The following is a 13,819-nucleotide window of genomic DNA, read 5'->3' as shown; positions in this document are numbered from 1 at the left end:
TAGATCTCCTTGTAGGCCCTACGACCGCGGTCAGACCTTCGGCATCACGGTCGCAGGGGGTTCCGGGCAGGGCGAAGCCGGCATCAACGGCACCTGCCGTTCCGCTGCGCTGACGCCGGGCACCGTGATGTCCTGCACCACTACCGCGCGCCGCTCCACATAGACCTCGTAGTCCTTGCCAGCGGCTGGCGTGAAATACCCGGCATTCTTCGTCTCGGGCCCGCTCGTGGTGATCACGGACCCATAAGGCCCGGCGTTTCTGTAAGTCCCGCCGACCTGACCGTAAATGGTTACCGGAATACCCGCCTTGATGATGAATTCGTCGAACACCAGGCCCGAGATGTTCGGCGAAGGCGGCATTCCAACGCTGCCGCTACCGCGCATGTGCGAACGCTGGATCGTTTCCAGGCCGTCGCCATGGCCGAACAGGCCCGATGCGGGCAGGAAGCACGTCCTGTCAAAATCCAGGCGGATGCGATCCGCCGTATAAACATACACGCGAACCCGCGCACTGCTGCCAGCGTCGTAATGGCTGAGGATATTGGGATTGGTGGCGGAGCAACCCGCCAAGGCACCGCCCAGCAACAAAGCGGGCGCCACGCAACGCAACACGGCAATCATCTACCACTCACTCAAAAGAAAAGAAATTAGCCAGGGCAAACGCGGTACTCACTTGCCATAGGCATCGCGAGGCTCAGCCAAGCGGAACAAGCCCGTCTTGCCGCATTGATAAGGATAGGCCTCGGTGCAACGCTTGCGCATCGTGCGCGCCAGCATTTGCGCCATATCCGCCGCGATCCGCAAGCCGTCTGCAGCCGGCCCCCGATTGGAGTAGTCGCGCAAGGAAATCGGATAGGTGTCTTCGGCGTAGCCGCGGTATTCACCCGATACGGCGTCATACAGGCGCACCTTGATGCTCACCGATGGGCCGTATTGCTGATAGCCACCAAAGCCATTGGGTTCGCCCAATGCCACCACATACTTTGCCCCGATGGCCGCTGCGTCTTCCTTCAAGGTCAACGGCCGCGCGGAATCCGGATTCACCTTGCGCAGCTTGAATGTCGCCTTGATGCCTGCCGCATCCATAGCGCCGGGTAGTTCGTTGTTCAGGGCCTTGCAGACCGCCTCGGCTGCATACAGCGCTGGCAGCGCAGTACGTGCGCCGATCCAGCCCGTGTCGTCGATTTTCTTCTGGTAATTGCAATCGGAGGTGTAGATCAGCACGGGAGTGATGACTTCGCCAGGGTCAGGGTTGGTGACAAGTGCCTTGGGAGGCGAACCCATGATGAAGGAGCAGCCTGACGTCAGCAGCAGCGAGGCCAAGGCAATAATTGACTTGATGCGGGTCATGTGATTCGGGAGATCGAAGCAAGATGAATTAGGACGAAGTAATAGACGCAGTGGTCCGATTTGTCTCAAGCGAAGCTTACCCAAGCATGACAAATAAAGGCACACCGGCAACTTTCAAACCTATATCTCTAACGACAGCAATGCGGTGAATTTAAGAGTCTATTTTTTTAGTGCTGGCGCAACACTTTCACGCCCTCGGATCTTCTCAACAAGAATGCCCAAATCCCTGCTGTTCCCATAGAGGGTCACGGGAATCCCTCTGAGCACAAGATTCAGCCTATTGCTCCCTGCCTCATATGGAAATCGAAGCCTTATCTCCCTATATTTGTATAGGACTGCACAGAACAAACATACCACCAGACAATTCTCATATGCGCTAAATCGGTAAAACCCTCCACCAAAATGCATCCCCCCTTTCCCAAAAAAAGCAACCACACGCACCTGAGCTAACAGTCCTCCCCCACTCTTCTCGCGCCCCCTCTTAATTCCGGGGATGACAATAAAAATAACGGAACAAGCCGCAAGCAGCACAAATAGCAATAACCAGCCATAGACCGGGGAAATTTCAGCAAAGTAGATTGGACTCATTCTTTACAGATGTGACATGCTGATAAAAAGACGTAATTCTGCTCAAGATCTAAATTAACCATCAGCACGCAGATGCGTAACCAACCCTTCGCGACAATTACTCCGGCACCGGGCAGATGAAATCCCTCAATATGCACCGCATGCACTAAACGCCCCTGGTCATTTTCCCCAGAAATTTTCATGGCTGCTTTGCACTCAGAGAAATATTAAGGCGCCTCGCCGACACAGCATCCGAAGCAAACAGCCCTGCCCCTACTCGTCCAAGGCTCCCCTCGCGTCCGAGATGGGCCTGACTTTGGGTCCCCCGCTTAAGCCAAGTTTCAAGTTTTCAATCACAGCATTAATTCTTTCCGAGCAATTCGGGTGCAACTCAGCATATTTCATACACGCCAACTTCGCGATTTCCAGGCACACACTCTCGCTAACGACTACCACGTCATCACCTGGAGAAACGCCAAATGAAAACTCCACCCCATCAAAGTGATTTTCTTTGAATAAACTATTTTTATCAGGAAAGCTGCAACTCACAGTATCAGTGCTAAAACCCCATTTTTTTGAAATATTTTCTATAGCATCAAAGAAATATCCATCTTTATATATAAAATCAAAATACGCTTTGACTATCCAAAACTCATCCGATAAATCGTAGGGTTGACCAAATATTTCTTTCATATGAAAACCTAATTAGGATGAAAATTCCTGATAACACCTGTGGATCTATCTATATACACTCTAAAATTAACACCTCCAAAAGAACTATCGTAGGCGTTCAATCCATTTTTTATTGCACTTTCATAGCCAGCCGCCGCAGCATTTTGCCCAAGCTCTAAAATTTTTTGATCGGAAAACACCTTCGGATCATAAATTGTTTTAACAAATTCTTGATTTTTATACCCAGCGGGATTGCCTCGTGCGTCATAAGCCGGAATCTGATATTTGACGTTATAGATTCCATCCACCCCTATAGAAACTTGCTCGTTTATTTTTATTCCATAGGTGGAAACCGCGTCCAGGAACGCTTCTTTGTTGTGAGCTCCCCCAATGCCTTTCTTCTGCGTAAGCCCGTCAAAATTACTCATATGAAATTTGATATTTAAATCAAAACTCATACCATCAGGATAATTTGACCGAGAACCATTATTACCGACCAGCCTGAATCCGGTAGTTTCGTATTCACCGGTCAGCGGATTCTGTCGAACCAAAACAGTCCCGTCATTGGCCAACACCTCCGCATTTCTGATCGTCTGCGCAGATCCGTCTTTCGAGTTAGCTGGGGATACCGACTGTCGGTCTATGCCAGATACCGCCTGAATCCTCGCTTTAGCCACCATTGCCCGCACCTGCGCAGCCGACAGGCGCCCACCATCCAACCCCGCCTGCAGTGCCATCCCCAACGCCTCACGCTGTTCCCACGTGAGATCTCGGAGATCGAACACTCCACCCTGTTCCATAAGGGTGATGTTCGTTAGCTTGTCATCTATAACGCGAACCAGGGTGAAATCCCGAGCAGCTTCCGCTTTGGCTCTTTCGTCTCGCAGGGCCTGGGCCACCTTCGCGACATCCTCGGGATTGTTGACATAGTTCGCGATGTCACGAGTCGCATCGGCAAGCGCCAAATTTGAACCCGACAGATTCGAGCGATGCTCCACGCCCTCCTGGAGACGCTTCCAAGCAAGATCGTAAAGCTCGGCTAGATCGGCATTGCCCTTGATGCCACCCGCGAACAAGAGTTGGTTTTCGAACGTAGCGTCAGCTCGTCCGTCGAAGAAGACGAAGCCCGTCCCTTGCGAACCCGTCATTTCAGCCAAGAACGAGCGGGCATTCTGATTTTCAATGTACCGTTCAGCCGCCACTGAATCCGTTTGCCTCAATGCCTGCGATGTAAGCTCGGCTTCGGCTTGAGCAATGGAGATCCCTTCCTTTTCGGCATAGCGCTTGGCATTTTTCTTGATCCAATCACCCTCGTCAGGGTGCAATTGCCGGTTGTACATGTCAGCCAGAGATGCTCCTGACGCGCCACTCATGCCGCCGGCCACTCCCCCTGCGGTACTCGCTACGACGTTGAGGATGACTTTGGATACTTGGTCTCGCAACTCGGGAGGTAGACCAGCAACCGCTTGATTTACCTGATCGCGCAATAGGTTAGAAGCCACATCGCCGGCGAGCGTGCCAGCAACTGCCCCAGCCACGTTGCCTCCCCCCAGTGCAGCGCCAATACCTGCTATGACAGTATGCAGTGCAATACGGCCAGGCTTTCCCTCACCCCAAAGCTGTTGGTCCTGCGCTTTGAGTCGGTCCGCCACATCCCCCGCAATCTGCATCCCCAGCTGTCCAAACGCCTGCTGGAACTCCAGTTGCTCGCGAACTTTATCCTTATCGAAGATCTTTCCAATACTGCCGTTCGCCCCTACGGTGTCACGGCTCAGCCCGGCCGTGCTATCCCTACCCGTGTCCTTGTCCGAACGCACCTCGATCGTGCCCGCCGACACAGCCGCGCGTGTCGTACCTGATTCACTACCGCTTGTGCTTCCGAAGCTCAAACCCGACGGACCGCCACCCAAGGCATCGCCCTTGTTCGGTTTGTCGAACGCGCCTGACATGCCCAGGTTGATACCGACAGTGGTCGACTTGTAGTCCGCCTTGTTATGCAGGTTGCTGAACCCTAACGTATCGGTGGACAACCGGTTTTTCGTAGCCTCAGCATCACTGGCAATGACGGCACCGTCCAACTGCGTGTGCTTCCCGACATAAATGTCATACCCCCCAGAACCCGCGAACAGCCCTGTCTGCTCGACCACGCTGTCATAGTTGGACTTGGTCTTGCCAATGCTCGCGCCAAGATAGGCATTGCCGGTCATCGACCCAAAGCTGAAGCTGGCCCCCGCATTGGCCTGTTTTTGCTTGGCGTCATAGCGGTCCGAATCCTGCTGGCTCGCCAGAATCAGGTTGCGGCCGATATCGGCGCGAATGCTGTCCGCTCGCGCCTGGGCGCCTTCGAGCACGGTGTCACGGCCGGAGATCAGCGTCAGGTTGTCGCGCGCGCTGACCTGGGTCTCGCGATACGTCGTGCCGTTCCCCTTGGCGTTGCCGCTTCCGACGTAGCCGCTGGCAAAGATATTGATGCCGCCACCGCTACCGCTATCAGAGACACCGATGCCGACGCCGACCTTCCAGCCGCTGTTCTTATTGGTGGAGACTTCCGTGGATGTCTGAGCCTGACTTTGCAGCATCAGGTCATTGGTCGCCGCCAGCAGTACGTTCTTGCCCGCCAGGTCGCTGCCGATGATGGAGAGATTGCCCGAGCCGGCAACGCCCTTTTCGCCCAAAGCGACGATGGAGATATTGCCGCCCGCCATGACGGAAGAGCCAAAGGCGGTTTCCTGGGTGCGCTTCGTTTCGCTGACAGACTTGCTGGAGCCCAGGCTAATCTGGATCTGGGCGCTGGCGGCTTCCTTCTGCGCGACCGACGCATCGTCAGCCTTTGCCGCGTCCATCATCCGGTTGGCCTGCACCGCTTGATAAGCCGCCTGCCCCACCTTGACCGCGGCCAGCCTGCCGCTCTTGGCGTCGCCAGCTTGCTGCAAGGTGCCCTGAATCTGCTGGGCAGCGCCCAACATGCCGCCTGCCACGCCAATGGTCAGGCCGGACTGTTTGAACTCGTGATACTCATGCTGGCGTGCTTCGCCTACGCCGGCAATGATCGCGACGTTGCTGCCGACGATGGAGATATTGCCATCCTGGGCCAGCAGATTGCTCGCCATGACGCCGACATCGCGTCCCGCGTCGATGGTGAGGTTACCGCCAGCACTGCCAATCGTGCTCGCGGCATAGCCGCCACTGGCCCCGCGCATCCAATCCGTGCGTTCTTGCTTGTTGTAGCCGATGCTGAACCCGCCACCGCCGCCAAAGCCCGACTTTTTGACCTTTTCGTACTGATAGTCCTTGTAGGTTTCGTCCTTGGCCAGTACCTGCAGATCTCTGCCAACCGCGATCTCGACATCGCGATCACCGACGATGTTCGAGCCGACGACCGTCATATCGCGTCCGGTCAGCATCGCGACCGTGTCGCCACCAAAGGTCGAACTAACTCCCTTGGTCCACTCCGTCTCGCGGATGCGGTGCGTCGTCTTGCTGGAAAGGAAGCCTTTCGTCTTATAGTAGATCTCGTTGTACGTGTAGCCACTGGCGTCCCCCGCCAGCACGTTGATGTCGCGTCCCGCGCCAACAGCCAATTGTTTGTCCGATGCGACTTGCGCGGCGATGGCGTTGACGTCCCTCACTGCCATCAGCGTCAGGTTTCCACCAGCGGCGATCTGCGTACCGATATCCTCCGTCGTACGCATCTCCGACCGGTTCTTCTTGCCGAAATTGAACGACTCGCCATAGCTCGTTCCCGCGGCGGTCAGGTTGATATCGTTGCCGGCGCGGATGCTGGCGTCGCCGGTAGCGGCGATGGCCGCCGCCTGCGCGTTGACGTCGCGGCCCGCCTGCACGTTCAACGTGCCGGCATCCACGCGCGCCACCCCATCAATGATGGTGTTGCTGATGCCCCCGCGAACATTCGATTGCGTGCTGGAAGTCAGGTTGACGTCGCGACCCGCCGTCAGCGCGCCCGCATCGCCCTTGAGCAGCCCGGCCAGGTTGTCGATGTCGTTGCGCGCATTCAGGTTGACGGTCTTGCCCTGGATCGTGCCCACGGTGTTGCGCACGTTCTGCGCATCGACCACCAACGCGTTGCGCGCGCCGAGGGTGCCGCTGTTGGTTACGTCGCCCGTCGTGCTGATCTGCGTGTCGCGACCGGCGATCAGCGTGCCATCACCGCGCAGGTCGCCCGGCTTGACGGCCAGGTAGACCTGCGGCGCCAGCACCTTCTGCTGCGTGCCGTCGGGCAGCGTGACGGTCTGCTCCACCATCCAGACGATGTCGCTGGTCAGGTGGCGCATCTGCTCTTCGGTGAGCGCGGTGCCCACGGCCAGGCCGAACTTGTTGGCGAAGTCGGCGCCTGCCGACAGCAGCGCCTTGTACTGGGTTTCGTTGTCGGTGTAGTCGCCGACAAAGCGCTGGCCGGTGGCCAGCATCACCTGCTCGGCCACCAGCTTCTGCTCATAGAAGCCGTCGCCCAGGCGCTTGAGGATGTGGCCCGGGTCCTGGTTCAGTTTCTCCAGCAGGAAGTCGCTGGACACCACGGCGCGCGAACCGATGAACTGGCTGTCGGTGGCGATCAGATAAGGCGCGTTGGGCGCCGTGATGACCTGGTACAGCTTGCTGGTCGGGATGGTCGGCGGCAGCACCACGACGGCAATGGTCTGGTTGCCGGGCAGCGTGATGCGCGTCAGCGTCGCCGGCGGCAGCGCCTGGACCACGGTGCTGGCCCCAGGCGCCGGGACGGACGGCGTGACCGCGACGCCGCCTTGGGCATCGCCCAGGCCGGTCTCGATGCGTTCGGCCAGGACGGTGGCGTTGTAGTCGGAACGGTTGTACTTGCGGGAGTCGTTCTTCTCGTAGGTGTAGGCCATGGTGCCGACACGGTCGACCGTGCGCAGCCCCTCGGCGCCGACGTTGCTCAGCGTGCCGCCCTCGGTTTTCAGGGTGCCGCCAGCGAGGATTCGGCTCTTGTCGTTGACGATGTTGCCAGACAGGCGGGCATTGCCGCCTACGATGATCTTGCCTGGATCGCTCTCGGTGATGCGGGTCTCGCGCGTGATCTGGGTCACCTGATAGAAGGTGAAGTCCTTGATCATGCGGCTGCCGCGGAAGTCGGCGTTGAAGGCCTTGATCTTCTCGTTCAGCGTGTCGTACAGCTCCAGGTCGTGATCGTACTGGGCCTGTTGCTGGGCCAGGTCGTCGGGGCAGCGCCAACCGCAACTGTCGGGCGACGGCGGCCGCCGGATGCCGCTGGGGCGTTCCACTTCGAATACGGACCAGATCTTGGCGTCCGGCTTGTAGAGGAACTGAGCGGGGTTGGTATAGCAATTGCCGGCGTCGCCGCCACCGCAGTCATAGGTTTCGGGAATGTACGCCAGGCCGATCGGCGCGCTGACTCCCGCGCGGCCCTGCTGGTCTTCCTGGATGTTGCTGTAGTTGAACGGCGGCCCGTACTGGCTTTCCGGATAACGCGCCGACGGCATCAGCAGGCGCCGCTCATCGTACTGCCCCATCCAGCTAGGGTCGCGCCCGCAGATGGACTTGACGGTGTTGCAGAACCACATGCCTTCGCCATCGACGATGTCGGTGGTGCCGTCCAGGCGATAGAACCACTTGGCTTCGCGGCTGACCTCGACGGTTTCGCTGGCGAAGTGCAGGTTGCGGTTCTGGATGCTGGCCGCGGCGATGTCGGCGTTGCGCTCGACTTCGATGGTGGCGGACTCGTTGGACAACAGCGCGGCCTGGCCGGCGGCCTTGCCGGTGGCGTCCAGCGTGCCGCCCAGCCGCAGGTCGCCCGCGGCGTAGATCAACGCGTGCTCGCGATTGGTCAGCGTGCCCACGCCCAGGTCCATGTCGCCGCGCGAGGCGATGACGGCATTGGGTTCGTTCTGCAGCAACGGCGTCTTGATGCCGATGCGATCGCCGTAGATGCGGCCGGTGTTGAGAAGATTGCCGGCGTTGATGAGTGTGTAGCCGCCGTCGATCAGGCCGGCGTTGCTCAGCAGGCCGCCGATGATCAGTTCGTTGTTGCGCACCGCGATCAATTCGCCGCCGGCGCGGTTGGTCAGCGTATTGGCGGTGATCTTCAGGTCCTGGCCAGAGTGGATCTTGCCGTCGTTGTCGAGGTTGCCGGTGACCAGCTCCAGCGAGGTGCCGGCGGTCAGGGCGCCGCCGGTGTTGGTGATGCTGCTGAAGGCGAGCTTCGCATTGGCGTCGGACGAGACGTTGCCGCGCGCATTGTCGAGCGCACCGGTGGACAGGACCAGGTCCTGGCCAGCGCCGATGCGGCCAGCCTGGTTGTCGATGGATCCGGTGTCCAGCATGACCTGCTTGCCCATCAGGCCCAGGGCGCCCGCGGCCGTGCTGCCGGCGCCGGCGATGCCGTTGGCGAGAGTGTCGCGGTTCTTCAAGCTGCCGGCCGTCAGCGCCAGCGCGTTGTCGGCCTGGATCAGGCCGGCGCTGTTGTCCAGCGTGCCTTGCGTCTTGAGCGTGAGGCCGCTGGCCGCGACGATGCCGCGAGTGTTGGACAGGCTTTGTGCGCTCAGCGCGGCCTGCCCTTGCGCGGCGATGGTGCCGCCGGCATTGTCGATCGCGCCGACGGTCTTCAGGTCCAGTGCGCCACCGCTGGCGACCTTGCCGCCGCTGTTGGCGAGACTTGCCGCGTCGACGCCGACCGTGCCGCCATACAGGCCGCCTGACTGGTTCTGAATCGCGCCGCCGCTGCTGACCACGAGCTTGGCGTCGGCCTGGGCGATGCCATTGCGGTTGTCGAGGCTGGCCGCCTGGATGTCGGTGGCGCCGCCGAGCAGCTTGCCGCCACGGTTGTCGAGCGCGCCGGCCGTCTCGACGCGCAAAGCGTCGTTGGCCTGCACCGATCCCCCCTGGTTGTCGATGCCGTCGGCGCCGCGCAGCGCCACGCTCTGGCCCGAGATCACGCCACCGGCCGCGTTGACCACGGACTTGCCGCGCAGGTCCACCGCGCCGGCGCCGGCCAGCGTGCCGCCGGTGTTGTCGATGGCGCCCGTCACCTGGCCGTCGAGCGCGGCGCCGCTGGTGAGTTTGCCGCCCGTATTGTCCAGGCCGGCCGCGCGCAAGGCCACGGAGCCGCCATAGACCGAGCCGCCGCGATTGGTGACCGCGCCCGTGGCGTCCACGCGCAATGCGCCCCCGGCGACGAACTTGCCGCCCGACAGCCCCAGCGCGTTCGCGGTGATGGTGGCGTCCCCGCCGGCCACCAGGGTGCCGGGGTTGAGCAGTTGGTCCACCTGCGCGCTCAAGGCGCCGAGCGGACTGATGGAGCCGTCCGCCTGCAAGCCCGCCGTGAGTGCGCCGCGGTTCTCCAGCCGGCGCGCCACGATGCTGGCGTTGCCAGCCGAGGACATTGCCTGGTTGTTGATGACCTTGGCGGCGGCGTTCAAGCCCAGCGCGCCGCCCGCGGCGACCGTGCCGTCGTTGACGATGTCGCCGGCGCTTTGCACCGCGAGGTTCGTGGCGGCCTGCAGCCGGCCCGAGGGCTGGATCCGGACGTCGCCGTTGGCGCTGACCGTCAGTGTGCCCGTCAGCGCCGCCAGGTTGCCGCCGATGTTCACGCCGACCCCGGCTTCCGTGCCGATCAGGCGAATGCTGTTGGCATACATGCCGCCCAGCGCCGCGACGTCCAGCGCCACGCCGGTGCCCGCGCCGGCGCCGGTGAGGGCCGACACGTCGATGCCGTCATAGCCGACGCGCGCCGCGCCCGCGACCACATTCAGATTGTTGGCCCAGACTTGGGCATTCAGTTCCAGCGTGCGCGCCATCAGGTCTAGCTGGCTGAGGTTGGCGCCGTACAGGCCCGCGCCTTCGATGCCCAGGCGGCCGCCCGTGATGTCGAAGCCCAGTGCGCCATCCGGACCGATGACCGGCTTGCCGGTGGTCAGCGTGGCGCGGTTGGCGTTCAGGAAGCCGCAGCCGTTGCAGGTGATGCCGGCGGGGTTGGCGACGATGACGTTGGCGCGGTTGCCCGCGACTTCCAGCATGCCCATCAGTTGCGACGGATTGGGCGCCGTCACCTGGTTCAGGATGGTGGCGGCGCGCTGGTTGCCCAGCATCGGGTTGCCCGCGACCTGCCCGGCCAGTTGCGTCTGGCTGGCCGCGCCGCTGTTGTTCAGCACCACCCCCGAGGGGCCGACGTTGAACTGGGTGAAGCGGTTGTTCGAGACGCCGCCGGCCGACGGCGGCGCGATATTGACCACCGGCACGCCATTGGCCACGCCCACGACGGGCTTCTGGCCCGGCACGCTTTTGTCGACGGAGATGGGCAGGGTCTGCGCCAGGACGGGCGTCCAGATCTGCGTGTACAGGACCAACCAGACAACTGCGGAGCGAAGCTTGGACATGGCGAGGCAACTCTCGGTAAGCGTGAAGCAACTTGTCGGACGACGGCCGGGGCGCACGGGCCCCGCCCGGTCTAGAACTCGAACATCAGCGTAGCGGCGAAGACCATGCTTTGGGTCTTCAGGTTGTCGGGCTTTTTCAGCGGCCAGCCGGCCGACAGGTCGTAGCTGGCGTTGACCGCATTGGCGACCCCGGGCACGGCGATGCGGCCGCGCAGGCCCGCGACCGCGCCGACGAGGGTGCGGCTGGTCAGGTACTGCGCCGCCGGGCCGCCAACGCGGCCGGCATCCAGGCCCGCGTAAAGTTGCTGGCCCAGGTTGCCCAGGTTCAGCGACAGGTCATTGCGCAGCGTCCAGCCGTCTTCCGCGGCCAACGTCATCTGGCCATCGAAGCCGCGCACCGCATAGCGGTTGCCGATGGTGAAGTAATCCGCGGGCACGATGGGCGTCTTGGCGTGCTGGATCTGCCAATTGGCCTGGTAGGCCAGTTGCTGGCCGGCCACCTTGAAGGGCAGGTAGAGGCCGGCGTTGGCCGTCAGGATGGTGCTGCGGCCGTTCCAGTCGGGATCGCCGTAGACGTAGCCGGGCTGGTCGGAGAACTGCGGCAGCGTGCCGCGCACGCCGCCGCCGAGGTCCAGCACCATCTGGTCGATGTATTGGCGGTGGCCGTAGCTGAACTCGTAGCCGACCACGTCGCGCCGCTGCACCTCGATGTCGATGTCGTTGAGGGTGCTGTTGGCACGCTTGCGCAGGAACTTCAGCATGGCGGTGCCCTTGTAGCTGGCGCCGCGGTAGGGCACCACCGACACGCCCGCTTCCACCTGCTTGCTGGTGCCGCCGTAGACGATGGGCTCATCGAAGCCGGCCACGGTCTGGCGGTAGCGCGACTTGCTGGCGCCAGCGAACAGGGTCCAGTAGCCGAACGGGATGCTGTAGTTGATGGAAGCGGCGCGCGAGCCGGCGTCGCTGTTGCGCAGGTCGGCGTTGCTGTTCCAGGAGACCGACAACTGGTCATACAGGAACAGCGGCGAATCCAGCGTGAGACCGGCGTTGACCTGGTTCTTGCCGGTGGACTCCATGCCGGCGTTGTCCCCGCCCACATAGGCGTGCCAGCGCTTGCCCGTGCCGGGCTTGATGATGATGTCGGAGTCGCCCAGTTCAGGGCCGGGCGCGACGTCGATGGAAGCGTCGGCCTGGCCGGCCAGCCGGCGGATGTTTTCCAGCGCCTGGTCGAGGTCGCGCTGGTTGACCTCGCCGCCCGGCCAGGTGGGCAGCGCGGTGCGCCACCAGCCGGGCGCGCCCTCGCTCTTGACCCCGGAGATGCGGCCGGGCACGTAGCGCAGGGTCAGGGTGCCGCTGGCCAGCGATTGCTCCGGCACCAGCACGCGGGCGGTGATCAGGCCGCGGTCGATCAGGCGCGCCATCAGGTGTTCCTGGAGGACGCGCAGGCCCTGCCCGCCGATGCATTGCCCAAGCGTGGTGTCGGCGGCGCGGCGCAAAGCGGTCGGCGGACCGGCGCCATCCCAGACCACCTGGGCGATCGTGAAGCAGGGTGATTCCTCGGGGAAGACGAGCGGCCCCTCGCCGGGAACGGCGGGCAGCGCCGACAGGACGTCCGGCCGTTCGGCGGCGCGGGCCCGCTGGGCATCCAGCTCCTGCTCCTGGCGGCGTTGGATGTCGTTGGCGCGAGAGGCCGCCTCCGCGGGCAAGGACTGGGCCGCCAGGCGAGGCAGGAAGGTCAGGGAGGCGATGGATGAAACGCACAGCGCCAGGCAGGGAAGCAGCCTCTGCCGGAGGCGGCTTCGCGATACGATGGTATGCACTTGTTTCTTATTGAAATTGCCGGTTTCCTTCCATAACGGAGGGAAATCGAATTAATTAAGCGCACATTTCAATTTATGCCAGCTTTTTCACGGATTTTCTGGCGACAATCGAAAATATGCACCGGCGGAAATGGCGGCCAGACGGTTACATGCCATTACGCTCACAACTTAGCGGGTCCTGCCGCCACTGGCGATGGGAACGGTCTGAAATCGCACGGAAGCCATGCCTTGCCGGCCGGGCTGATGCTGCCCCCGCTGTGCCAAAATCGCGCCCATGCCGATCGATAACCGCCTGACTCCCTCCGCCCTCGCCGCCCAGACGGCGCAATTGCCCGCCGCCTGGCAGGCCGCCTTGCAGGCCCCGCGCGTCGCCGCCGCACTGCAGGCCGTGACCAACCATGTGGAAAAGCGCCTGGCCGAAGGCGCGGTGGTGTATCCGGCCGAGCCGTTTCGTGCGCTGCACGGGCTGGCGCCGTCGGATGTGCGGGTGGTGATCCTGGGACAGGATCCCTATCACGGCCCCGGCCAGGCGCAGGGCCTGGCGTTTTCCGTGCCGGACGACTGCAAGCGTCCACCCAGCCTGCGCAACATCTTCAATGAGATCGCCCTGGAATATCCAGGCACGCCGCTGCCGGCGGGCAACGATCTCAGCCCGTGGGCCGACCAGGGCGTACTGCTGCTGAACACCGCGCTGACGGTGGAAGACGGCCAACCGGCGTCGCATGCCAAACGGGGCTGGGAAACGGTGACGGACGCCCTGATCGCGCGGGTCGCGCAGGACCCCTCGCCCAAGGTTTTCATGCTGTGGGGCGCGCATGCGCAGGCCAAGCAGGCGTTGCTACCGGACAACAGCGGTCACCTGGTCCTGATGTCCAATCACCCCTCTCCGCTGTCGGCCCGGCGTCCGCCCGTGCCATTCCTGGGCTGCGGCCACTTCCTGGCGACCAACCGCTGGCTGGCCGACCAAGGGAAAAACCCTATTGATTGGAGACTGGACAAAAAAATAATTCCCGCACAAGGCGAATTCGGGTTATGATCGCC

The 13,819-nt window shown here is 62.0% G+C and carries 7 protein-coding genes; 1 reads left to right on the top strand and 6 read right to left on the bottom strand.

Annotated features, from left to right (window positions below):
* Positions 1–30: 30 nt before the first annotated feature.
* The 6 genes from SB816_RS02945 to SB816_RS02920 form a co-directional block, all read right to left on the bottom strand.
* Complete coding sequence (locus SB816_RS02945; RefSeq protein WP_410546479.1) at positions 31–621, bottom strand: hypothetical protein; 591 nt, start codon at positions 619–621, stop codon at positions 31–33.
* Between the two features lie 48 nt (positions 622–669).
* Positions 670–1,350, bottom strand: coding sequence for a hypothetical protein (locus SB816_RS02940; protein WP_336236189.1), 681 nt, complete (start codon positions 1,348–1,350; stop codon positions 670–672).
* Between the two features lie 584 nt (positions 1,351–1,934).
* A complete protein-coding gene (locus SB816_RS02935) occupies positions 1,935–2,120 on the bottom strand; it encodes a hypothetical protein (protein ID WP_336236188.1) in 186 nt (61 codons plus the stop codon).
* 70 nt (positions 2,121–2,190) lie between these two features.
* A complete protein-coding gene (gene cdiI, locus SB816_RS02930; protein WP_336236187.1) occupies positions 2,191–2,610 on the bottom strand; it encodes a ribonuclease toxin immunity protein CdiI in 420 nt (139 codons plus the stop codon).
* Between the two features lie 8 nt (positions 2,611–2,618).
* The gene (locus SB816_RS02925; RefSeq protein ID WP_410546478.1) at positions 2,619–10,958 is read right to left on the bottom strand and encodes a hemagglutinin repeat-containing protein; all 8,340 of its coding nucleotides are present in this window, start codon (positions 10,956–10,958) and stop codon (positions 2,619–2,621) included.
* Positions 10,959–11,029: 71 nt separating this feature from the next.
* Positions 11,030–12,778 carry a ShlB/FhaC/HecB family hemolysin secretion/activation protein gene (locus SB816_RS02920; RefSeq protein WP_410546477.1) on the bottom strand — a complete coding sequence of 583 codons (1,749 nt, stop codon included), beginning with the start codon at positions 12,776–12,778 and terminating at the stop codon, positions 11,030–11,032.
* 274 nt (positions 12,779–13,052) lie between these two features.
* Here SB816_RS02920 and SB816_RS02915 point away from each other — a divergent pair, with 274 nt between their 5' ends.
* On the top strand, positions 13,053–13,814 hold the full coding sequence (locus SB816_RS02915) for a uracil-DNA glycosylase (RefSeq protein ID WP_064528693.1): 762 nt from the start codon (positions 13,053–13,055) through the stop codon (positions 13,812–13,814).
* The last annotated feature ends 5 nt before the right edge of the window (positions 13,815–13,819 follow it).

The sequence above is a fragment of the Achromobacter sp. SIMBA_011 genome, from assembly GCF_046535435.1.
GTDB classification, from domain to species: Bacteria; Pseudomonadota; Gammaproteobacteria; order Burkholderiales; family Burkholderiaceae_B; genus Achromobacter; species Achromobacter dolens.
The sequence above is the reverse complement of the archived record's forward strand: the minus strand, read 5'-3'. Positions and strand labels throughout refer to the sequence as shown.

Bases quoted from the DNA above. Each gene is read 5' to 3' on its own strand.
- SB816_RS02945 (WP_410546479.1), bottom strand. From the start codon at position 621: ATGATTGCCGTGTTGCGTTGCGTGGCGCCCGCTTTGTTGCTGGGCGGT.
- SB816_RS02940 (WP_336236189.1), bottom strand. From the start codon at position 1,350: ATGACCCGCATCAAGTCAATTATTGCCTTGGCCTCGCTGCTGCTGACG.
- SB816_RS02935 (WP_336236188.1), bottom strand. From the start codon at position 2,120: ATGAAAATTTCTGGGGAAAATGACCAGGGGCGTTTAGTGCATGCGGTG.
- cdiI (WP_336236187.1), bottom strand. From the start codon at position 2,610: ATGAAAGAAATATTTGGTCAACCCTACGATTTATCGGATGAGTTTTGG.
- SB816_RS02925 (WP_410546478.1), bottom strand. From the start codon at position 10,958: ATGTCCAAGCTTCGCTCCGCAGTTGTCTGGTTGGTCCTGTACACGCAG.
- SB816_RS02915 (WP_064528693.1), top strand. From the start codon at position 13,053: ATGCCGATCGATAACCGCCTGACTCCCTCCGCCCTCGCCGCCCAGACG.